Raw genomic sequence first — 19,350 nt, 5'->3', positions numbered from 1 at the left:
CAGCTTGGCGGTTATGAAACAGTCTTTTCCTAGGGAAAAATTGCGGACGGGTGTGCTAAACGATGTCATCCAGCGTTGCAGGCTGGAGATGCGCCACTTCTCCCCATTGACGAAGCAGCAATCTTCCGTTCTCAAATGTAAAACGGTTGATGCTTGCATTCTTCACCTGGAAGTTGCGCGGCGAGTCCAGGGACATGCCGGTCGCGGCCCGGTAGGCGCACTCCAGCACGCCGCCGTGGGCCACCACCGCAATCGTTTGGCCGGGATGCTTTCCGGCCCAGCGGACCAGGCCTGCCACGCAGCGGTCGTAGAACTGGTGGAAGCTTTCGGCGAGGCGGCCGCCGGCGGGCATCACGGTTTCCACCTTGCGCGCCTGCCAGTCGGCAAAGTCTTCAGGGTAGCGTTCCGCGATCTCTGTATACAGGAGGCCTTCGAAGGCGCCATACGCCCGCTCGCGCAGGCCGGGGTCGGTGTGCAGGGGCAGCTCATGGTGGGCGGCAATGGCCTGGGCCGTCTGCTGGGCCCGCTTCAGGTCGCTGGACACGATCGCGTCCAGCGGCTCGGCGGCCAGGGCCCGGCCCAGCGCGGCGGCCTGGCGCAGCCCTTCCTCGTTCAGGTCGATATCGATATGGCCTTGCAGGCGGCGCACGGCGTTCCAGGCGGTCTCGCCATGGCGTATCAGCAGGATGGTGCTCATTATTTCAGGGTATAGCTGCCGATGAGCTGGGCTTCGTCGAGAATATGGCCGTGCATGGCGGCCATGGCCTGGGGGCCGGTGAAGCGGCCCTCCACGGGCAGCCGGGCCACGTCCAGGGCGTAGATGCGGAAGATGTAATGGTGCACGCGCTCGTCGTTCCAGGGCGGGCAGGGGCCGTCGTAGCCGAAATAGTCGCCCGCCATGTCCGGGTCGCCCGCGAACCAGCCCGTATAGTCGTTCAGGCCGTGGCGCAGGGAACTGCCGCCGTTGGCAATGGCCGGGCCGGGCTTGCCGTGCGGGGTCACCCCGTCCGAAAAGCGGCCTTCGGCAATGCTGCCCATGGAAGGCGGGATATCGGCCAGGGTCCAGTGGTAGAAGTCGCCGCGCGGCACGCTGGCGCGCACGGTGCGGCCTTCCTTGTTCACGTCCGTGCCGTCCTGCGGCGCGTCGCCGTCGATGCAGAAGAGGATGAGCGATTCGGTGCCGTTGGGAACCTCGTCCCAGGCCAGGTGGGGGTTGCGGTTGCCCGCGAAGCGCACGTGGGTGGCCGCGTCCTTGACTGCGAAAGCCAGGTGGCCGGGCATGCTTGCCCCATTTTTGAACGAATCGCTCCAGATCCTCATGTGGGTGCCTTTGGATTGACTTGCAGCCAGAAGGTGACCGGGCCGTCGTTGGTCAGGGACACCTTCATGTCCGCCCCGAACCGCCCGGTCTCTACTTGAGCATGCTTCGCCTTTGCCTGGCGCACGAAATAATCGAAGAGGCGCTGGCCCTCCTCCGGCGCCGCGGCGGGCGTGAAGGAGGGCCGGGTGCCCGACTTGGTGTCGGCCGCCAGGGTGAACTGGGGCACCAGCAGCAGGCCGCCCGCCACATCCGTCACGCTGCGGTTCATCTTGCCCGCCTCGTCGGCGAACACGCGGTAGGACAGCAGCTTGGCCAGGAGGGCATCGGCCTCCTTCTCGCTGTCGCCGCGCTCGGCGCACACCAGCACCATCAGGCCGCCTTCGATGGCGCCCACCGTCTCGCCCTCCACCACCACCTTGGCCTGGCTGACCCGCTGCAGCAGGCCGATCATGCCGACAAGGTCACGCGGGCGAACTTGCGCTTGCCCACCTGCAGCACGAAAGTACCGGCTTCGGCCTTGAGGCCCTTGTCGCTGATGACAGCGCCGTCCAGGCGCACGCCGCCCTGGTCGATCATGCGGTTCGCTTCCGAGGTGGAGGCGCACAGGCCGATCTGCTTCAGCAGGCTGGCGATGCCCACCGGCGCGCCGCCCACGGCCACTTCCGGCACGTCGTCCGGAATGCCGCCCTTGGAGCGGTTGACGAAGTCGGCCAGCGCATCCTCGGCCGCCTGGCGCGAGTGGAAGCGCTCCACGATCTCCTGGGCGATGGCCACCTTGGCGTCGCGCGGATTGGCGCCGCCATCCACGGCCTGCTTCAGCGCGGCGATCTCGTCGATGGACTTCCAGGACAGCAGCTCGTAGTAGCGCCACATCATGGTGTCCGAAATGCTCATCACCTTGGCGAACATGGTGTTGGCGGGCTCGGTGATGCCGATGTAGTTGTTCTTGGACTTGGACATCTTCTCCACGCCGTCCAGGCCTTCCAGCAGGGGCATGGTGAGGATGCACTGCGGCTCCTGGTCCCAGTCCTTCTGCAGCTCGCGGCCCACCAGCAGGTTGAACTTCTGGTCCGTGCCGCCCAGCTCCAGGTCGGCCTTCAAGGCCACCGAATCGTAGCCCTGCATCAGCGGATAGAGGAACTCGTGGACCGAAATGGGGGTCCCATTCTTGAAGCGCTTGGCGAAATCGTCGCGCTCCATCATGCGCGCCACGGTGTAGCGCGAAGCGAGCTGGATCATGCCGCGCGCGCCCAGCGGGTCGCACCACTCGGAGTTGTAGCGGATTTCCGTTTTCGCCGGATCCAGCACGAGCGAGGCCTGCTTGAAATAGGTCTGGGCGTTCAGCTCGATCTGCTCGCGGGTGAGCGGCGGGCGGGTCACGTTGCGGCCGGACGGGTCGCCGATCATGGAGGTGAAGTCGCCGATCAGGAAGATCACCTGGTGGCCCAGGTTCTGCAGCTGGCGCATCTTGTTCAGCACCACCGTGTGGCCCAGGTGCAGGTCGGGCGCCGTCGGGTCCAGGCCCAGCTTGATGCGCAGGGGCACGCCCGACTGCTCGGAGCGCGCCAGTTTCTGGGCGAACTCACTTTCGATCAGCAACTCGTCCACGCCGCGTTTGGCGATGGCGAGCGCCTCCTGGACTTTGTCGCTGAGCGGGAGGACCGGCGTCACAACTTTCTTGCCCGGCTGGGAATTTGTATCCATGTATAGCGAAATTTTCTCGAAGTGTTGGCAGGGCGGCGGACTTTGCTATAATGCCCGATCCCATCAATCCTGCCCAATGAAATCAACGACTTAGAACAAAACAGCAATAATTCCTTAAGTTCAAGCGGCAAATTTTAACTGATTGCATGAACCCTATAAACAAGTTCACAAGCTCGCGCTTGTACAATCTGCTAGGTTCGACACGCAAGGCCCGCATCATCAGCGCCTCGGCGCTGGCACTCGCGGTATGCACCTTCGGTGCTGCCGGCGTCGCGCCGCTCGCCCCCGATGCGAGCGATCTGCCCGTTAAAACGATCTCCCAAAATATCGAGCTGCCCAACCTCTCCTCCCAGATTGCGGCCCTCGAAGCACAGGACGGCAGCCAGAAATACGTGCACGAAGAGCGCATCCGCGCCGGTGACACCCTGGCCACCCTGATGCAGCGCCTGGGCGTTGAAGACGAGGCCGCAGAGACCTTCATCAAGAAGGACCAGGTCGCCAAGGCGGTGATGCAGCTCAAGACCGGCAAGCGCGTGCAGGCCCAGACGGACGAGGAAGGCAACCTGCTGTGGCTGCGCGCCACCGTGGTCGACGGCAAGGACATCCCCGTCAAGAATATTTCGATCACCCGCAAGGGAGATAGTTTCGTGGCCGAAGAAACGGCGGCGAAACTGGAGCGCCGCGTCGAGATGCACGCGCGCACCATCACCACCAGCCTGTTCGCGGCCACCGACTCGAGCCAGGACGGCACCCGCCTGCCCGATTCCATCGTGCGCCAGATCGTGGAGATGTTCTCGACCAATATCGACTTCCGCTCCGACCTGAAGCGCGGCGACCATTTCAATGTGGTGTACGAGACCTTCTGGCAGGACGGCGAGTTCGTGCGCGCAGGCCGCATCCTGGCCGGCGAATTCACCAACCGCGGCACGACCTATCAGTCCGTGTGGTTTGAAGACCCTGCCAGCAAGAGCGGCGGCGGCTACTACAGCTTCGACGGCAAGGCGCTGAAAAAGGCCTTCCTGAAGTCGCCCCTGGAATTCAGCCGTATTTCCTCCGGCTTCTCCATGCGCGTGCACCCGATCTCGGGCCAGTGGAAGGCGCACAAGGGCATCGATTTCGCGGCGCCGACCGGCACCCCGATCCGCGCGGCGGGCGACGGCGTGGTCGATTTCGCGGGCGTGCAGGGCGGCTATGGCAACGTGGTCGTGCTCAAGCACTGGAACAACTACACCACGGCTTACGCCCACATGAGCCGCTTCGCGCCGGGCGTGCGCAAGGGCAGCAAGGTCAGCCAGGGCGACCTGATCGGCTATGTCGGCACCACCGGCTGGTCCACCGGCGCCCACCTGCACTACGAGTTCCGCGTGGCGGGCCAGGCCCAGGATCCGGGCAAGCTCAACATCGCGCCCCAGGCCCCGCTGACGGCCGCCGAAATGTCGCGCTTCAAGACCGTTTCGGGCGAAATGATCCACCGCTTCGCGCTGCTGCGTCCTGCGGGCGGCTCGAACAACGGCGTCCTGGCAGCCAAGTAAGCTGTCCGGTTCGCTGGTGAATAGCGGCGCCCTCGCGGGCGCCGTTTTTCTTCCTCCCTCACCATGACTCCATCATATCCAGCAACAAAATAGCGGACTGTTCGCTGGCTAACACTCTGTTGATAGTGGCACAATAGCCACAGCAAACCCTGGTGGAGAACCATGAGCTTATTTATCGGAATGATGTCCGGGACCAGCCTGGACGGTGTCGACGGCGTGCTGGTCGATTTCTGGGCGGGCGCCACGCGCACCATGTCGTCGGCCCACCTGCCCTTCCCGGCCGCGCTGCGGGCCGAACTGATGGCCCTGCAGGCCGCCTCGGAGAACGAGCTGGAGCGTGAAGGCCTGGCCGCCAACGAGCTGGCGAAGGTCTACGCCGAATGCGTGCGCCTGCTGCTGGAAAAGGGCGGCATGAAGGCGGCGGACGTGCGGGCGGCGGGCGTGCACGGCCAGACCATCCGCCACCGTCCCGAGCTGGGCTTCACGCGCCAGACCAACAACCCCGCCCTGCTGGCCGAGCTGTGCGGCATCGACATCATCGCCGACTTCCGCAGCCGCGACATTGCGGCCGGCGGGCAAGGCGCCCCCCTGGTCCCCGCCTTCCACCAGGACATGTTCGGGGAAAAGGGCAAGACGCGGGTGCTGGCCAACGTCGGCGGCATCGGCAACATCACGGTGCTGGGCGCGGACGGCGGCGTCAGCGGCTTCGACACCGGCCCGGGCAACGTCCTGATGGACCTCTGGATCGGCCGCCACAAAGGGCAGGACTACGATGCCGATGGCGCCTGGGCCGCGAGCGGCAAGGAAGTGCCGGGGCTGATGCAGGTCCTGCTGTCCGAGCCCTACTTCGCCCAGCCCGCGCCCAAGAGCACGGGCCGCGACCTCTTCCACGCTACCTGGCTCGACAAGCAACTGAAAGGCTTCGAAAGCGCGGCCCCGGAAGACGTGATGCACACCCTCACGCGGCTGACGGCGCTGACCCTGGCGGACGCCATCAAGGCCGCCTCGAGCGGCAGAGTGGACGGCGTGTATTTATGTGGCGGTGGCGCCTACAACGGCACGCTGAAGGGCATGCTGTCCGCCGAGCTCGGCGACACGGTGAAAGTCAAGTCCACGGAAGCGCTGGGTGTACCGCCGAACCACGTGGAAGCGATGGCCTTCGCCTGGCTCGCCCACCGCTTCGACGAACGCCGCGCGGGCAACCTCCCCGCGGTGACAGGCGCCCGCGGCGACCGCATCCTCGGCGCCCTCTACCCCCGCTAACAGTCCAGCCCGTGTCCACTTCTGGTGCCAGGGAAGATTTTTGGACACGAGCTCGGCCCTAGCAACTTAGCGCTGAGTTCGTGTCCATTTTTCTTCCCTGGCACCAGAAGTGGACACGAGCGCGGCTGTAAACGGCAAAGCGGCGGAGCAGCCTGGGGCTGTCCGCCGCTTCGGGATGGACTTGCTTAGACGGAGAAGGAGCTGCCGCAGCCGCAGGTGGAGGTGGCTTGCGGGTTCTTGATCACGAACTGGGCGCCTTCGAGGTCGTCCTTGTAGTCGATCTCGGCGCCTACCAGGTACTGGTAGCTCATCGAGTCGATCAGCAGCTGGACGCCGTTCTTTACCATCGTGGTGTCGTCTTCGTTGACGATTTCGTCGAACGTGAAGCCGTACTGGAAGCCGGAACAGCCGCCGCCCTGCACGAAGACACGCAGCTTCAGGTCGGGATTGCCTTCTTCTTCAATCAGCTGCGCCACTTTCTCGGCCGCGCTGTCGGTAAAGATGATCGGCGAGGGAATCACGTCTTGTGCTTCGGCTACTGCATTCATTTGGTACTCCTACTAAAAATCGTTAGTCCATTATAGACCTTTGCCGACGCGCATGCTCTGACCGTCCGCATTTCGCTTCTGTTTATGCGGCCTTTTTGCTGCATTTCAAGTGTCTATTTTATGGATGTTGACTGAGTGGCAAGCACTTTGCCCTCACGGCTCAGGCTTACTTCCAGTGCGGCAGCCGTCAGCCCTTCAGGCAGGTCCAGCGTGCCGTCTACCCGCTGGTAGTCTTCCACGCTCAGCCGATAGCGCTCGGCGCCCTCGTCCGTGGGAAACCGCAGCTGCACGGGCTTGCCGTCCTTGCTGCCGCTCAGGACCAGGCTGAGCTGGCCTTCGAAGGCCGCCTGCCCCTTCTTTGGGCCATAACCCAGCAGGACCGTGTAGTGAACTTGGCGCGGGGTGGCCATGCGCGCCTGCATGCCGCGGATGACGAGCCCGGCGCCGGGTTTGACCGGTGGCAGGATGCTTTCCAGCAGGGCGAGATCGGCGGCCAGTTGGCCGCTCTCGCCGCTTGCCGCTTCTGCCGGCGTGGCAGGGGCCGGTGCCGGGGCGGCGGGCACGGATGCCACGGCCGGGGTGGCAGCAGGGGCAGACGCGGCCGCAGATGCGGCAGGCGCCGGTTCATGCTCGATGGTCACGGTGGGCGCGGGCGCGCGGCTGGCGCCGATCAGGCGCTGGCCCAGGTCCAGCCCCCACATCAGCAGCCCGCCCGCCAGCGCCAGCACGACGGCCACGCCGCCAATGCGCACCGCCAGCGGCGCCTTTTGCTCGACCACCCCTTCGGGACGGCTCATCGGCCGCCGCTCAAGGCAGCAGCGCGATGTTGTTCAGGCCGGTACCTTCGTCCAGCCCGAACATGAGGTTCATGCACTGCACGGCCTGGCCGGAGGCGCCCTTGACCAGGTTGTCCTGCACCACCAGCACGATGACGGTGTTGCCGTTGCCCGGACGGTGCAGCGCCAGGCGCAGCACATTGGCGCCGCGCGTACTGCGGGTCTCGGGGTGCGAACCGAAGGGCATCACGTCCACGAACGGCTCGTTGGCATACGCGTCCTCGAACAGCTTCTGCAGCTCTTCGTTGCTCACCTCGCGCGTCAGGCGGCCGTACAGGGTCGAGTGCATGCCGCGGATCATGGGCACCAGGTGCGGCGTGAAGATGAGGCCGACCTTGTCCTTGCTGAAGCGCTGCAGCTGGGCCGAGGTTTCCGGCGTGTGGCGGTGGCCCGCCACGCCGTAGGCCTTGAAGTTGTCGCTCGCCTCGGAGAAGAGGATGCCGATCTCGGCCTTGCGCCCAGCGCCGGATACGCCCGACTTGCAGTCGGCGATCAGGTTGGACGCATCGACCAGGCCCGCCTTCAGCAGCGGCACGAAGCCCAGCTGCATGGTGGTGGGATAGCAGCCCGGATTGGCGATCAGGCGCGCCTTCTTCACCTCTTCGCGGTTCAGCTCGGGCAGGCCGTACACGGCCTCTTCCAGCAGCTCGGGCGCCGTGTGGTCGATCTTGTAGGTCTGCTCGAAGACGGCGCGGTCCTTGATGCGGAAGTCCGCCGCCAGGTCGATCACCTTCACGCCCTTGGCCAGCAGCTCGGGCGCCTGGGCCATGGCCACGCCGTGCGGGGTGGCGAAGAAGACCACGTCGCACTGGCCCAGGTCGGCCTTGTCCGGCGCCGAGAAGGCCAGCGGCACGCGGCCGCGCAGGGAAGGATACATGTCGGCCACGGGCAGGCCATCCTCTTTGCGCGACGTGATGGCGGTCAGCTGCACGTTGGGATGGACTGCCAACAATCGCAGCAGTTCAACCCCGGTGTAGCCGGTGCCGCCGACGATGCCAACTTTGATCATGTTCTCTTCCTTGCCAATAAATTAAATGAGGGGAATGTATTTTATCAGCACTGTAAACATGCTGTTTACCCTAGCCCAAAAGCAAAAAAGCCGCTGGCGGACCAGCGGCTTTTCGGGGCTCCGGCCAAAGACCGGAACGGAAGCGGAATTAACGCTTCGAGAACTGCTTTGCGCGGCGTGCTTTGCGCAGACCGACCTTCTTACGCTCGACTTCACGAGCATCGCGGGTCACGAAGCCGGCGCGGGCCAGATCGCCCTTCAGGCCTGCATCGTAGTCGATCAGGGCGCGGGTGATACCGTGGCGCACTGCACCTGCCTGGCCGGACTCGCCGCCGCCATGCACGTTCACTTTGATGTCGAAACGCTCGACGTTGCCGGTCAGTTCCAGCGGCTGGCGGATCACCATCAGGCCGGTTTCGCGCGAGAAGTACTCGGACGCTGGCTTGCCGTTAACGATGATTTGGCCAGTGCCCACTTTGATGAACACGCGAGCCACTGCACTCTTGCGACGGCCGGTGCCGTAGTTGTAGTTACCGATCATGTCAGTTCCTTAGAAGTCGAGTGCTTTAGGTTGCTGAGCAGCGTGCGGGTGCGAACCTTCGGCGTACACTTTCAGCTTCTTGATCATGGCGTAGCCCAGAGGACCCTTCGGCAGCATGCCCTTCACTGCCTTTTCGAGAGCGCGGCCTGGGAAACGCTGTTGCATTTTCAGGAAGTTGGTCTCGTAGATGCCGCCCGGATAGCCGGAGTGGCGGTAGTAGGTCTTCTCGGTGGCTTTGGTGCCGGTCACACGCAGTTTGCCTGCGTTCACCACGACGATGAAGTCGCCGGTGTCGACGTGAGGAGTAAATTCTGGCTTATGCTTGCCGCGCAGTCGGCGTGCCACTTCGCTGGCAACACGGCCGAGGACCTTGTCCGTCGCGTCAATCACGAACCAGTCGCGCTGGACTTCATGAGCCTTAGCGGAAAAAGTTTTCATGTTTGACTTCCTAATAGAAGATTTAAAAACGCTCAAATGGTGGTTCCGCCCTTGAATCAGCGGACGCAGCCTTGTTATAGCTTTTCCTGAGCGAACGGAAAGCTGACGATTATAGCCCGGCCTGACTGGACCGGTCAAGCCGCCCAATTCCTTGCCGAGACCCATTGCCTGAAATACAAGAGCTGGCTACTATTGCCCTTCGCCTTCCATGGAGTTGCTAGTGAGAAAACGATTCTGCCTCGCCCTGCCCTTGCTGCTGGGCGCCCTCGCCGCCCAGGCGGCGCCCGGCAAGAGCTGCCACCTGCCCGGCACCGAGGAAACCGTTCGTTGCGTCAAGGTGGATGTGCCCCTCGACTACGCCCAGCCGGGCAAGACCCTCGGCCTGCACGTCACCGTGGCCCCCGCCTTCCGCGAGGCGGCCCGTCCCGATCCCCTGTTCGTGCTGGCGGGCGGCCCAGGCCAGGCAGGCAGCGACTACCTCGCCATCCTTAACGCCGCCTTCCGCCGCGTGCGCGCCACGCGCGACATCGTGCTCATCGACCAGCGCGGCACGGGCCTGTCCGGCCGCCTGGACTGCAAGTCGCCGCCCGAGATCGACACCATGAGCGAGGAGCAGTTCGAGGCCGAGCTGCGCAAGTGCATCGAGAAGATCGCCGCGCCCTACCACCTCTACACCACCGATGCCGCCGCCCGCGATATCGAGAATGTGCGGCGCGCCCTGGGCTATGGCCAGATCAATATCTGGGGCGGCTCCTACGGCACCCGCCTGGCGCAGCACTACGCCCGCCTCTATCCATCCAGCGTGCGCGCCCTCGTGCTGGACGGCGTGGCCGCGCCGGACCAGGTCATTCCCCTCGGCGGCCACGACGCCCAGGCCGCGCTGGAAACCACCTTCCGGCAGTGCGAGGCCAACGCCGCCTGCGCGCGCACCTTCCCCGCCCTGCGCACCGAGTTCGCGAGCCTGCTGGCCAGCCTGGCCAAGGCGCCCGTGAAAGTGGAAATGCAGGACCCGCGCACGGCCGCGCTGCGTCCCGTCACCATCAGCAGCCAGCGCTTCCTCGGCACCGTTCACCGCGCCCTGTATTCGCAGGCGGACGCGCGCACCCTGCCCTTCCTGATCCACGGCGCCTACCAGGGCCGCTGGCAGCCCTTCGTCGCGCGCAGCAACCGTGACAGCGACTATTCTGTGGACGGCACCATGTCCGGCCCCCTCTATCTCTCCGTGATCTGCGCCGAGGACTTCCCGCGCATGACGCAGCAGCTGCAGGACGAAGACGCGAAAGGCTCCTTCATGGGCTCACCGCAGGCGCAGCAGCTGGCCAAGATGTGTCCCCTGATGAAGGTGAAGCCCATCGCGCCGCAGCAGGCGGCGCCCATCGCCGCGCCGGTGCTGATGCTCTCCGGCGCCCAGGACCCGGTGACGCCGCCGCGCCGCGCCGAAGCGGCCGGCAAATCGATGCAGGCCGCCCAGCACATCGTGGTGCAGAACGGCGGACATATCGTGTCCATGCTGGGCTGCGTGCCACGCCTGATGCGCGAGTTCCTCGATGCGCCGGCCAAGCCGCTGGCCGCCGCCTGCATCAAGGAAATTCCCGCCCCCACCTTCCAGCTCGACAGCGCTGGCCCGCAACCCTGAGACCGCAAAGCCATGATCGAAGCTCACGACGTCAAAAAACATTTCGGCCCGGTGCAGGCGCTTGGCGGCGCCAGTTTCACGGCGCGCGACGGCCAGGTGACCGCCCTGCTCGGCCCCAACGGCGCAGGCAAGACCACCTTGCTGCGCCTTCTGGTTGGCCTGATGCACCGCGACCACGGCAGCATCCTGGTCGATGGCGTGGACCCGGGCAAGGACCCGATGGCCGTGCGCCGCAACATCGGCTTCCTCACGGACCAGTTCGGGCTTTACGAGCGCCTCAGCACGCGCGAATACCTGGACTACTTCGGCCAGTTGAACGGCATGGACAAGCGCGCCATCCGCCAGCGCACCGAGGAGGTGACGGAACTGCTCTCCCTGCAGGACATCATCGACCGCCGCGGCAAGGGCTTCTCGCAGGGCCAGCGCATCAAGGTCGCGCTGGCGCGCACCCTGCTGCACCGTCCCCGCAACCTGCTGCTCGACGAACCGAGCCGGGGACTGGACGTGATGAGCACGCGCGCCCTGCGCAAGGCCCTGGCGGCGCTGCGCGAGGACGGCTGCTGCGTCATCATGGCCACCCACGTGATGCAGGAGGTCACCCACTCCTGCGACGACGTGATCGTGATCGCCAACGGCGTCACCGTGGCGCAGGGCACGCCGCAATCGCTGTGCGAACGCACCGGCATCGCCAGCCTGGAAGATGCATTCGTCAAACTGGTAGGTACTGAAGAAGGGATTTCCGTATGAAGCCCGTGTTCTGGGTGGTGATGGCAAAGGAGCTGCGCGAAACCCTGCGCGACAGGCGCGCCGTGGGCATGCTGGCCATGTTCGTGCTGCTCTATCCCCTTCTGGTGGGCGGCATCCTGCAGCAGCAGATCCACAAGGCGCTCAAGCCCGAGCGTGAAGGCATCCAGCTCACCGTGATCGGCGCCGCGCAGGCGCCCACCCTCATGGCGCAGCTGAAGCAGGCTAACATCACCATTACCGAATCGAAGGCGATGCCGGAGGAGGAGATCGCCGAGCTGCTGCGCAAGCAGAAGGTGGCGGCGGTGCTGGGCATCAGCGATGAATTCACCGAGAACTACCGCAGCATGCGCCCGGCGCGCGTCGACCTGTGGTACGACTCCTCCAGCGAAAACCGCCGCCGCATCGACGACATCGAGCACGTGCTGCAGAACTACAGCACCACTATCGCCAGCGCGCGCCTGCTGGCGCACGGCGTATCGCCCGTGACCCTGGCGCCTGTGCGGCTGCAGAAGTTCGATACCGGCACCAGCGCCGCGCGTTCGGCCAGCGTTATCGGCGGCATGCTGGGCATGTTCTTCGTGCCCGCCTTCTTCTTCGCCCTCAGCACGGCGCTCGACAGCACGGCAGGCGAACGCGAACGCCGCTCGCTGGAGGTGCTGCTGGCCCAGCCCGCGCGGCCCCTCGATCTCATCGCCGGAAAGTGGCTGGCCGCGGCGGCGCTCGCCCTCGCAGGCCTCGTGCTGGAGCTGTGCATCGCCCACGGCACGCTGAAGTGGCTGCCGCTGGAGGAGATCGGCATGTCCTGGCGCATGTCGTGGATCGACCTGGCCGCCGTGTGCGCGGCATCGGTGTCCCTGCCCCTGCTGGCCTCCGCCATCCTGATCGCGCTGGCCATCAACGCCAAGTCCTTCAAGGAAGCCCAGACCACGGCCAGCTTCGCGCTGCTCATTCCCATGATTCCCGTGATCGTGGTGCCCATGCTGAACCTGAACACGGCGAACTGGATGTACCTGGTGCCCGTGATGGGGCACCAGAACCTGCTGCGCGAGCTGGCCAAGGGCCAGGCGGTGGGTCCGCTGCCCTTCGTGCTCACCTTCGCCAGCAGCCTGGCCCTGGCCCTCGCCTTCGTCTGGTTCACCGAGCGGCGCATGAAATCCGAACGCTACATGATGTCGGTCTGAGCAGGTTCTTTCCTGCTCCTTTACAATGGACCGACAGACGCAATACGGAGAATGCAATGGAAGTGAAAGTCAGCTGGAACGGCCCTTCGGGCATGAGCTTCCGGGCCCAGACCGGGTCCGGCCACATGGTGATGATGGACGGCGCGCCGGAAGGCGGCGGCCACAATCTGGCCCCGCGCCCGATGGAGATGGTGCTGCTCGGGACGGGCGGCTGCACGGCCTATGACGTGGTGCTCATTCTGAAGCGCGGCCGGGAAGACGTGCGCGGCTGCGAAGTGACGCTGCAGGCTGACCGCGCCGCCACCGATCCCAAGGTGTTCACCAGGATTAACTTCCACTTCATCGTATCCGGCAAGGGCCTCAAGCCCGCCACCGTGGATCGCGCCATCACGCTCTCTCACGACAAATACTGCTCCGCCAGCATCATGATGGCGAAGACGGCCGAGATCACGCACAGCTTCGAGATCATCGAGGTCTAAACACCTGTGACGAGATCCATGCAGAGACGACAGTCTGACACCGAAAAGTACAGCTTACGTTCTTGCAGTGTGCTCGTCGTCAGTCTTGCTGCCTTGTCGGGGCCACGAGCCAGCGAGCAGAAAATATCCCACACATATTGCAACGTACAGAGTTGGCAATGCTGCGTCACAGCTCGCAATGTCGAGAAGTGATCCAGGTAGGACAGCTTCAAATGAGGGGATAAGATTTCGAGCAGCGCCAATACTTTGAACAGCCGTCAGAACAAATGTGGCTGCGCCAGTATAAAGAGCCAAATGCGTTTGCGAAGTATCAAAACGCTTGTGAAGAAACGTGAGTATAGCGGCCACCGCGATGTTTATCGCACTGACCACAACCAACACAAACGGCCATAAGCCGCCATCCATGTTGGTGATCGCCCATAGCCAAACCACGACGATGCTTCCGAACTCAAGTATCAGGAATGACAGCATAGAGACTCTACCGTGGTCGCTTCCCTAGTGAGAACAGCAAGGATGCCTGACGACGCCCTTCCGCCCCGATATCACGCCAGCAGAGGCGGCAGGAAGTTCCCGCTAAGGTACCAAATAGGATAGCACCTCATTCGCGATCCGGCTTACATCCTGATTGCGTGGATAAGGCTGGTGCATGAGCAACTGGTCGACCTCAGTTCTCATCTGTGCAATGGTAGATGGAGAAAATTCTTTGGCATAAGCACGTCCCTCGTCGGTAATCATGAGAGCGAGGATCTTTTTCCCACTCATCTGCGGTATGTGCTCGGTCAAGGTTGTCGCCACGGCCGTGCCATCAACCCGAGAATTGAGCTGTGCTACAGCAAATAACCAGTCTGTGTACTCAAGAGAGTCTGCGATACTAAATTCGCCAACTGCAGGATTGAATTTGGGAGGCGCTTTCAGCAGCGCTTCTCGGGCAGCAGTCAATGCTGCCCTATCAATTTTCAAGGCACTACTACCTTCCTGGAAAGTGCTAGCAAGGATTTGGAGAGCATATCGGTTTTTTGACCTGCCAATGCGCTCAAATATGGCGCTCGCAGCACGAGGCTCCGCCAACCACCCCACATGCGCAAGTTCCCCGAAGTAGTCATTGTTATCGAACACCCGGCGGTTAAGTGCGGCTAACAGAACATCCTCTGTGTCCAAGAAGTATCCTAGTCTTGAATATGCAAAAGTGGCTGCGGCCGCCACCCGTTTGACGGGCGAGTTGGCGTACGTCTTCAACGCTTGTGCGATTTCGGTATTGACCTCATCCTGATCACCGATTTTGTATTGACCTTGAAGCAACCCTATCAGGGCTGCGCTTTCCTCCTCCGTTTGCGAGCGCTTCAACATTGCGAGCAAGTCACGGACGTGACCCTTGTTCCTCTCCAGTCCGCGTTGACGAGCCTCTCCTAGCAGTGACAGCCGTTCAATCGCAGTGCTCTGCCGAAGGTTTTGGTATTCACTTAGAGCCTGCGCAGCAGTCCTATCTGCAGCTACCCCAAGTTGCACCGACAAGACTGTGCCCACGAGCACGGGAATTCTTATCCAACGAAGCAAATATTTGTTCTCCATTTTCACTCCCAAGCTTTAATTTTGTTGAAAGTCGTGCCGGGCGTAATAGTCTCAGTTAGCGTAGACCAGCGCTGGGCCCACAATTGCTGCTCCGCTGTAGGAAAACGCGAAGCATTCTGTCGGCTCTCTTTCAACATATCCACGACAAAGGTGTCACAACGATATTGGCCTCGCTGGGCAGGTGCCGTCGGCCTCCGAGGTAGCGCCGAAATCCAATACGCGGTCGAGGTGTAATCGGCACCGATCAAATATGCCTGTCGCGCGCGTTTGGCCACTGCTACGCGAGCGGTGGTTGTTTCGGTTGTGGCGTTCGGCCACCAATAGTCGCAAAATGTCGGCGAGTAACAAGACTGGACGATTCCATCGGCAATCGGCGTTCGAGCCGTTCCCCAGTAAGCAGCAATGCCGCCTGTGCTTGTCGGCGTGTTTTTGAATGCAGTAAGTGTAGTGTAATGAATGGCATTGTTCCCGGAGCTGGGCAAAACCGCTTGCGCGATCTGCCCCCCGTCCCACAGTGCCACGTGTCCCAGATATCCAGCCCCCGTGAACGCGAGATCACGGCCTACGATATCACCTATTGCCTTTGGGTCATTCGGCCCAGGATCTACGCCAATGCTCCAGACCGCCCAGGAACTAGGACCTGGTGTATAGACAACTAAGTTACCGTCATCTTGAACCAGCAAAAAATTGTTTAATCCATTGTTAGTCTTGGTTTGCCAAATTATTGCATTATTACGGTTTAGTTCAACAAAATTCCCATCTGATCGCATTTTGGCATAGTAGCCATATTTTTCCATGGAGTAACGAACCGATCCATCGGATCGGTACATGACTAAGCTACCGTCATTCTGCATAATGAGAGTGTATCTGCCGTTGGTTGATGTTCGCGACCCGCCATTTATAAGAATTTGGTCCCGAGTCAACATATTATCGGCAAGAACATGTGGAGAAGTAACTAGCAAAAAACACTCCAGCAGTAAAGAAATGTTCGCTCTCATTTATCCTCCCTAAATATTTGGCCTTCGAGAAATGTTACTGCGCGCAGGTAGTTCTTTGAATCCTTGAATATTCACTCAACAATCCACAAGCCCCCTTACGAGTATCTCCACAATGCGCTGCGCCGCGCGGCCGTCCCACAGGGCGGGGCGGCGGCCACGTTTGCCCTCTCCGCGCAGCACCTTGTCCACGGCGGCAAAGATGGCCGTGGGATCGGTGCCCGCGAGTACATTGCTGCCTTCTTCCACCGTTACGGGACGCTCCGTGCTGTCGCGCAGGGTGATGCAGGGCACGCCCAGCACCGTCGTTTCCTCCTGCAGCCCTCCCGAATCGGTGAGCACCAGCACCGCGTGCCGCCACTGCTGGAGGAAGGCCATATACGGCTGGGGAGCGGTGAGCCAGACGCGCGGCCCCAGGTCGATGCGGAACTGCTCCAGCCTGGCGCGCGTGCGCGGATGCACCGGGAAGAACAGCGGCAGCCGTCCCGACACTTCGCGCAGCACTGAGGCCAGGCGCGAGAGCACCGCCTCGTCGTCCACGTTCGCGGGGCGGTGCAGGGTCACCACGCCGTAGCGCTCCGATGGCCCGCCCGGCGGCAGCTTCGAAGCCTGGTACAGCACATTGTCCGCCATGACGTGGCCCACGTAATGGATCGCGGAGCGCGGCTTGCCCTCGCGCCGCAGATGGCCCACGGCGCTGGGCTCGGTGGCGAAGAACCAGTCCGAAATGCTGTCCGTGGCGAGGCGGTTGATCTCTTCCGGCATGCCCATGTCGCCGCTGCGCAGGCCCGCCTCCACATGGGCGACCGGAATGCGCAGCTTTTTCGCCGTGATGGCGCAGGCCAGCGTGGAATCGACGTCGCCCACCACGAGCACGGCGTCCGGCCGCGTGGCGGTGCACAGCTCCTCGAATGCGACCATGATGCGCGCGGTCTGCTGCGCGTGGCTGCCGCCGCCCGCGCCCATGAACACGTCCGGCGCGGGGATGCCGAGTTCTTCGAAGAAGACCTCGTTCATCTCGCGGTCATAGTGCTGGCCGGTGTGGACGATGCGGAAATCGAGCCTCCCGTGCGCATGCAGGGCGCGCACGATCGGTGCGATCTTCATGAAGTTGGGGCGGGCGCCCGCCACCAGGTAGAGGATGGGCATGACAGATCTCCCTGTGTAACGGGTTATCTGAGCACATCCCGCGCGGCGGGACCGTGAGGAAGATCAGATGTGGTACGTGGTGGTGGTCATCACCCTGGACATGGCCTTCATCGCCAGCTGCACCGGCATCGGCGTCTGCGTAGCACCCATGTCCTGCGCCGCCTTGCCGTGGGCGATTTCGTCGATGCGCATCTGCTCCACGATGGCGCGCGAGCGCGCGTCGTTGGGCGGAAGACTCAGGAGGTGGCCGTCCAGGTGCTTCTCCACCTGGCGTTCGGTCTCCACCACGAAGCCAAGGCTGGTGGCGTCGCCCATCTTCGCCGCCGCCACGCCCAGCGCATAGGCTCCGGCGTAGAACAGGGGCGCCAGAATGCTGGTCTGCGAGTTCAGCTCCTTCAGGCGTTCGGCGGTCCAGGCGAGATGGTCTTCCTCTTCGCGGCTGGCGCGCTCGAACTGGGCCCGCACTTCCTCGGTCCTGGCGAAACGGGCCTGGGAGTTGTACAGGGCCTGCGCCATCACCTCGCCCACATGGTCCACCCGCATGAGGCCAGCGCTGTGCTTCATTTCGGCCTCGGTCATTTCGGTGTCCGGGATATGGCAGGCGGGCGTGGGGCGCGAGGCCGAGGCCACGCCGGAGATCACGCGCAGGGCCTTGTCGGCGCTGGCGATGAAACGGTCGATGGGGTTGTGGTGCTTGCTGCTCATGGTGTCTGCCTGCGAAATCTTGTTCAGTTAACCATGATTATAGGCCTAGCCACCCGCTTCCTCGCGCCGGATACGCTGCTTTTCGATCCAGTCGGCCACCGGGCCGCGCACGTCGATGCCCGAAAGATCCTTGGCCACGCCCAGGTTTAGGCCCAGGAGGAAAGGAATGGACTCCACCGGGACGTGGGGGCAATAGTCGCCGAAGGCGCGCAGGAAGCGTTCCGACTCCACCACCTTGATCACCCGCTCCCCGCTCATGTACTGCAGGATGCTGGTGATGCTGTGCCCCGGCCCGATGGAGCGGTAGATGAACTTGTTGAATTCCTTGTCCAGCTTCTTGAAGTCCAGGGTTTCCTTGGTCATCAGGCCGGCCAGGTAGCACAGGCCCAGGGCCGTGCGGAAGAAGCCCGTAGCCTCGCTCTTGCTAAGACCGCAACGCGTCACCGCCAGGATCTGTTCCTGCAGCACCGTATCCAATTTGCCATTTTCCTGGTTCATGGGGAAACACTATAGCGCATGACTGCGTAGTTTTGCGCCTTGCGCCCCGCAAGCGACCTTGTTACCCTTGAAACCTTTCCAACAGCCCAGCCCGCCAATGCCGCCATTTTCCCCTGCCCGAAGCCGACGCTCCGTTCCCCGGATTGCGCACTCTGGCGCAGGGATTTTGCCGACTATCGCAATGCGGCAACCGATGTGTCGCGCATTCAATACAATGCCATCATGTGAAAAGAGCAGTGATGGCGGGCGCCGGAGCGCCCCATGCTGCACCGCAACACGAAAGATTCAGGAGTAAGCATGGAATTACGCATCCGCAACTTGTCCAAGACCTACGCCAATGGCGTGGTGGCTCTGGACAATATTTCGCTGACCATCCCGGGAGGGATGTTCGGCCTGCTGGGTCCGAACGGGGCGGGCAAGTCCACCCTGATGCGGACGCTGGCAACGCTGCAGGAATGCGACACCGGTTCGGTCTTCTTCGGCGACCTGGACGTGCTGGACGAAAAGGACGAAGTGCGCCGCATCCTCGGCTACCTGCCGCAGGACTTCGGCGTCTACCCCAAGGTCACGGCCTATGAAATGCTGGACCACTTTGCGGTGCTCAAGGGCCTGTCCAACCGCGCCCGCCGCCGCGAGGTGGTGGACGGCCTGCTCCAGCAGACCAATCTCTTCGACGTGCGCAACCAGCGCCTTGGCACCTTCTCGGGCGGCATGCGCCAGCGCTTCGGCATCGCCCAGGCCCTGCTCGGCGACCCGAAGCTGATCATCGTGGACGAGCCCACGGCGGGCCTGGACCCGCAGGAACGCGTACGCTTCCACAACCTGCTGTCGGAAATCGGCGACGAGCGCACGGTGATCCTGTCCACCCACATCGTGAGCGACGTGGCGGACCTCTGTTCGAACATGGCCATCATCAACAAGGGCCACCTGCTGCTCACGGGCTCCACCCAGCAGCTGATCGACGATGTGAGCTGCAAGATCTGGGCGCGCTTCGTGGACAAGAGGGAGCTGTCCGCCTTCCAGCAGCGCCACAACGTCATCTCCACCCGCCTGCTGTCGGGCCGCACCCTGATCCACGTCTACAGCGACCACGATCCGGGCGACGGCTTCGAGGAAGCGATCGGCGACCTGGAGGACGCGTACTTCGCCACCATCACCGGCCGCCACAACCCTTCCGACAACTGCGACTGAGAGGCGCC

General features: G+C 63.0%; 22 protein-coding genes. 7 read left to right on the top strand and 15 right to left on the bottom strand.

Features of this window, described 5'->3' with window-relative positions:
• Positions 1-55 precede the first annotated feature (55 nt).
• The 4 genes from LSQ66_RS00935 to tyrS are packed head-to-tail and all read right to left on the bottom strand — an operon-like array spanning position 56 to position 3,025.
• Positions 56-697 carry a histidine phosphatase family protein gene (locus LSQ66_RS00935; RefSeq protein WP_231767951.1) on the bottom strand — a complete coding sequence of 214 codons (642 nt, stop codon included), beginning with the start codon at positions 695-697 and terminating at the stop codon, positions 56-58.
• The gene (locus tag LSQ66_RS00930) at positions 697-1,320 is read right to left on the bottom strand and encodes a YbhB/YbcL family Raf kinase inhibitor-like protein (RefSeq protein ID WP_231767950.1); all 624 of its coding nucleotides are present in this window, start codon (positions 1,318-1,320) and stop codon (positions 697-699) included. The genes LSQ66_RS00935 and LSQ66_RS00930 overlap by 1 nt, the downstream gene beginning before the upstream one ends.
• Positions 1,317-1,772, bottom strand: coding sequence for a D-aminoacyl-tRNA deacylase (dtd, locus tag LSQ66_RS00925; RefSeq protein ID WP_231767949.1), 456 nt, complete (start codon positions 1,770-1,772; stop codon positions 1,317-1,319). Before dtd ends, LSQ66_RS00930 begins: the two co-directional genes overlap by 4 nt.
• Positions 1,769-3,025 carry a tyrosine--tRNA ligase gene (tyrS, locus tag LSQ66_RS00920; RefSeq protein WP_231767948.1) on the bottom strand — a complete coding sequence of 419 codons (1,257 nt, stop codon included), beginning with the start codon at positions 3,023-3,025 and terminating at the stop codon, positions 1,769-1,771. The genes dtd and tyrS overlap by 4 nt, the downstream gene beginning before the upstream one ends.
• Positions 3,026-3,171: 146 nt before the next feature.
• On the opposite strand from tyrS, the gene LSQ66_RS00915 reads away from it, so the two are divergent.
• Both LSQ66_RS00915 and LSQ66_RS00910 read left to right on the top strand, forming a co-directional pair.
• Complete coding sequence (locus LSQ66_RS00915) at positions 3,172-4,557, top strand: M23 family metallopeptidase (RefSeq protein WP_231767947.1); 1,386 nt, start codon at positions 3,172-3,174, stop codon at positions 4,555-4,557.
• 162 nt (positions 4,558-4,719) lie between these two features.
• A complete protein-coding gene (locus LSQ66_RS00910) occupies positions 4,720-5,820 on the top strand; it encodes an anhydro-N-acetylmuramic acid kinase (RefSeq protein ID WP_231767946.1) in 1,101 nt (366 codons plus the stop codon).
• 185 nt (positions 5,821-6,005) lie between these two features.
• Here the strand turns inward: LSQ66_RS00910 and erpA are convergent, their stop codons facing one another.
• The 5 genes from erpA to rplM form a co-directional block, all read right to left on the bottom strand.
• The gene (gene erpA, locus LSQ66_RS00905; RefSeq protein WP_231767945.1) at positions 6,006-6,368 is read right to left on the bottom strand and encodes an iron-sulfur cluster insertion protein ErpA; all 363 of its coding nucleotides are present in this window, start codon (positions 6,366-6,368) and stop codon (positions 6,006-6,008) included.
• 113 nt (positions 6,369-6,481) lie between these two features.
• Positions 6,482-7,165 (bottom strand): DUF6776 family protein, encoded by a 684-nt coding sequence (locus LSQ66_RS00900; RefSeq protein WP_231767944.1) that lies wholly within the window; start codon positions 7,163-7,165, stop codon positions 6,482-6,484.
• Between the two features lie 10 nt (positions 7,166-7,175).
• Positions 7,176-8,213 carry an N-acetyl-gamma-glutamyl-phosphate reductase gene (gene argC / locus LSQ66_RS00895; protein ID WP_231767943.1) on the bottom strand — a complete coding sequence of 346 codons (1,038 nt, stop codon included), beginning with the start codon at positions 8,211-8,213 and terminating at the stop codon, positions 7,176-7,178.
• A 148-nt stretch (positions 8,214-8,361) separates the two neighbouring features.
• Positions 8,362-8,754, bottom strand: a complete 393-nt coding sequence (gene rpsI, locus LSQ66_RS00890; protein WP_107140763.1) for a 30S ribosomal protein S9 — start codon at positions 8,752-8,754, stop codon at positions 8,362-8,364.
• A 9-nt stretch (positions 8,755-8,763) separates the two neighbouring features.
• Positions 8,764-9,192 carry a 50S ribosomal protein L13 gene (rplM, locus tag LSQ66_RS00885; protein WP_231767942.1) on the bottom strand — a complete coding sequence of 143 codons (429 nt, stop codon included), beginning with the start codon at positions 9,190-9,192 and terminating at the stop codon, positions 8,764-8,766.
• A gap of 220 nt (positions 9,193-9,412) precedes the next feature.
• Between rplM and LSQ66_RS00880 the strand changes: the two genes are divergently transcribed.
• Genes LSQ66_RS00880 through LSQ66_RS00865 form a run of 4 tightly spaced genes read left to right on the top strand, consistent with a single transcriptional unit; the run spans position 9,413 to position 13,235 of the window.
• Entirely contained in the window at positions 9,413-10,828 is a 1,416-nt protein-coding gene (locus LSQ66_RS00880; protein ID WP_231767941.1) for an alpha/beta fold hydrolase, read from the top strand.
• A gap of 12 nt (positions 10,829-10,840) precedes the next feature.
• On the top strand, positions 10,841-11,575 hold the full coding sequence (locus tag LSQ66_RS00875) for an ABC transporter ATP-binding protein (RefSeq protein WP_231767940.1): 735 nt from the start codon (positions 10,841-10,843) through the stop codon (positions 11,573-11,575).
• Positions 11,572-12,756 (top strand): ABC transporter permease, encoded by a 1,185-nt coding sequence (locus LSQ66_RS00870; protein ID WP_231767939.1) that lies wholly within the window; start codon positions 11,572-11,574, stop codon positions 12,754-12,756. Before LSQ66_RS00875 ends, LSQ66_RS00870 begins: the two co-directional genes overlap by 4 nt.
• Positions 12,757-12,812: 56 nt before the next feature.
• Positions 12,813-13,235 (top strand): OsmC family protein, encoded by a 423-nt coding sequence (locus LSQ66_RS00865; protein WP_231767938.1) that lies wholly within the window; start codon positions 12,813-12,815, stop codon positions 13,233-13,235.
• Between the two features lie 54 nt (positions 13,236-13,289).
• Here the strand turns inward: LSQ66_RS00865 and LSQ66_RS00860 are convergent, their stop codons facing one another.
• The 6 genes from LSQ66_RS00860 to LSQ66_RS00835 all read right to left on the bottom strand — a co-directional run bounded on the left by LSQ66_RS00860 (position 13,290) and on the right by LSQ66_RS00835 (position 18,151).
• Positions 13,290-13,706 carry a hypothetical protein gene (locus LSQ66_RS00860; protein ID WP_231767937.1) on the bottom strand — a complete coding sequence of 139 codons (417 nt, stop codon included), beginning with the start codon at positions 13,704-13,706 and terminating at the stop codon, positions 13,290-13,292.
• 102 nt (positions 13,707-13,808) lie between these two features.
• Positions 13,809-14,804 carry a hypothetical protein gene (locus LSQ66_RS00855; RefSeq protein ID WP_231767936.1) on the bottom strand — a complete coding sequence of 332 codons (996 nt, stop codon included), beginning with the start codon at positions 14,802-14,804 and terminating at the stop codon, positions 13,809-13,811.
• Between the two features lie 2 nt (positions 14,805-14,806).
• Positions 14,807-15,802, bottom strand: a complete 996-nt coding sequence (locus LSQ66_RS00850; protein ID WP_231767935.1) for a hypothetical protein — start codon at positions 15,800-15,802, stop codon at positions 14,807-14,809.
• A gap of 75 nt (positions 15,803-15,877) precedes the next feature.
• The gene (wecB, locus tag LSQ66_RS00845) at positions 15,878-16,948 is read right to left on the bottom strand and encodes a non-hydrolyzing UDP-N-acetylglucosamine 2-epimerase (RefSeq protein WP_231767934.1); all 1,071 of its coding nucleotides are present in this window, start codon (positions 16,946-16,948) and stop codon (positions 15,878-15,880) included.
• A 63-nt stretch (positions 16,949-17,011) separates the two neighbouring features.
• On the bottom strand, positions 17,012-17,653 hold the full coding sequence (gene coq7, locus LSQ66_RS00840; RefSeq protein ID WP_231767933.1) for a 2-polyprenyl-3-methyl-6-methoxy-1,4-benzoquinone monooxygenase: 642 nt from the start codon (positions 17,651-17,653) through the stop codon (positions 17,012-17,014).
• Positions 17,654-17,698: 45 nt separating this feature from the next.
• Complete coding sequence (locus tag LSQ66_RS00835) at positions 17,699-18,151, bottom strand: hypothetical protein (RefSeq protein WP_231767932.1); 453 nt, start codon at positions 18,149-18,151, stop codon at positions 17,699-17,701.
• Positions 18,152-18,448: 297 nt separating this feature from the next.
• Between LSQ66_RS00835 and LSQ66_RS00830 the strand changes: the two genes are divergently transcribed.
• Entirely contained in the window at positions 18,449-19,342 is an 894-nt protein-coding gene (locus LSQ66_RS00830) for an ABC transporter ATP-binding protein (RefSeq protein WP_231767931.1), read from the top strand.
• Positions 19,343-19,350: the final 8 nt, after the last annotated feature.

Origin of the sequence: Massilia endophytica (genome assembly GCF_021165955.1) — a bacterium.
In the GTDB taxonomy this organism is placed as follows: Bacteria; Pseudomonadota; Gammaproteobacteria; order Burkholderiales; family Burkholderiaceae_D; genus Rugamonas; species Rugamonas endophytica.
Note: the sequence above shows the minus strand (reverse complement) of the source record. Positions and strands in the feature narration are given on the sequence as shown.

What these genes read in the sequence shown, in the direction of transcription:
- rplM (WP_231767942.1), bottom strand. Translation starts at nt 9,192, where the DNA reads ATGAAAACTTTTTCCGCTAAGGCTCATGAAGTCCAGCGCGACTGGTTC.
- LSQ66_RS00850 (WP_231767935.1), bottom strand. Translation starts at nt 15,802, where the DNA reads ATGAGAGCGAACATTTCTTTACTGCTGGAGTGTTTTTTGCTAGTTACT.
- LSQ66_RS00870 (WP_231767939.1), top strand. Translation starts at nt 11,572, where the DNA reads ATGAAGCCCGTGTTCTGGGTGGTGATGGCAAAGGAGCTGCGCGAAACC.
- argC (WP_231767943.1), bottom strand. Translation starts at nt 8,213, where the DNA reads ATGATCAAAGTTGGCATCGTCGGCGGCACCGGCTACACCGGGGTTGAA.
- LSQ66_RS00910 (WP_231767946.1), top strand. Translation starts at nt 4,720, where the DNA reads ATGAGCTTATTTATCGGAATGATGTCCGGGACCAGCCTGGACGGTGTC.
- LSQ66_RS00865 (WP_231767938.1), top strand. Translation starts at nt 12,813, where the DNA reads ATGGAAGTGAAAGTCAGCTGGAACGGCCCTTCGGGCATGAGCTTCCGG.
- LSQ66_RS00835 (WP_231767932.1), bottom strand. Translation starts at nt 18,151, where the DNA reads ATGAACCAGGAAAATGGCAAATTGGATACGGTGCTGCAGGAACAGATC.
- dtd (WP_231767949.1), bottom strand. Translation starts at nt 1,772, where the DNA reads ATGATCGGCCTGCTGCAGCGGGTCAGCCAGGCCAAGGTGGTGGTGGAG.
- LSQ66_RS00915 (WP_231767947.1), top strand. Translation starts at nt 3,172, where the DNA reads ATGAACCCTATAAACAAGTTCACAAGCTCGCGCTTGTACAATCTGCTA.
- coq7 (WP_231767933.1), bottom strand. Translation starts at nt 17,653, where the DNA reads ATGAGCAGCAAGCACCACAACCCCATCGACCGTTTCATCGCCAGCGCC.
- LSQ66_RS00900 (WP_231767944.1), bottom strand. Translation starts at nt 7,165, where the DNA reads ATGAGCCGTCCCGAAGGGGTGGTCGAGCAAAAGGCGCCGCTGGCGGTG.
- LSQ66_RS00875 (WP_231767940.1), top strand. Translation starts at nt 10,841, where the DNA reads ATGATCGAAGCTCACGACGTCAAAAAACATTTCGGCCCGGTGCAGGCG.
- LSQ66_RS00935 (WP_231767951.1), bottom strand. Translation starts at nt 697, where the DNA reads ATGAGCACCATCCTGCTGATACGCCATGGCGAGACCGCCTGGAACGCC.
- tyrS (WP_231767948.1), bottom strand. Translation starts at nt 3,025, where the DNA reads ATGGATACAAATTCCCAGCCGGGCAAGAAAGTTGTGACGCCGGTCCTC.
- erpA (WP_231767945.1), bottom strand. Translation starts at nt 6,368, where the DNA reads ATGAATGCAGTAGCCGAAGCACAAGACGTGATTCCCTCGCCGATCATC.
- LSQ66_RS00930 (WP_231767950.1), bottom strand. Translation starts at nt 1,320, where the DNA reads ATGAGGATCTGGAGCGATTCGTTCAAAAATGGGGCAAGCATGCCCGGC.
- wecB (WP_231767934.1), bottom strand. Translation starts at nt 16,948, where the DNA reads ATGCCCATCCTCTACCTGGTGGCGGGCGCCCGCCCCAACTTCATGAAG.
- rpsI (WP_107140763.1), bottom strand. Translation starts at nt 8,754, where the DNA reads ATGATCGGTAACTACAACTACGGCACCGGCCGTCGCAAGAGTGCAGTG.
- LSQ66_RS00860 (WP_231767937.1), bottom strand. Translation starts at nt 13,706, where the DNA reads ATGCTGTCATTCCTGATACTTGAGTTCGGAAGCATCGTCGTGGTTTGG.
- LSQ66_RS00830 (WP_231767931.1), top strand. Translation starts at nt 18,449, where the DNA reads ATGGAATTACGCATCCGCAACTTGTCCAAGACCTACGCCAATGGCGTG.
- LSQ66_RS00855 (WP_231767936.1), bottom strand. Translation starts at nt 14,804, where the DNA reads ATGGAGAACAAATATTTGCTTCGTTGGATAAGAATTCCCGTGCTCGTG.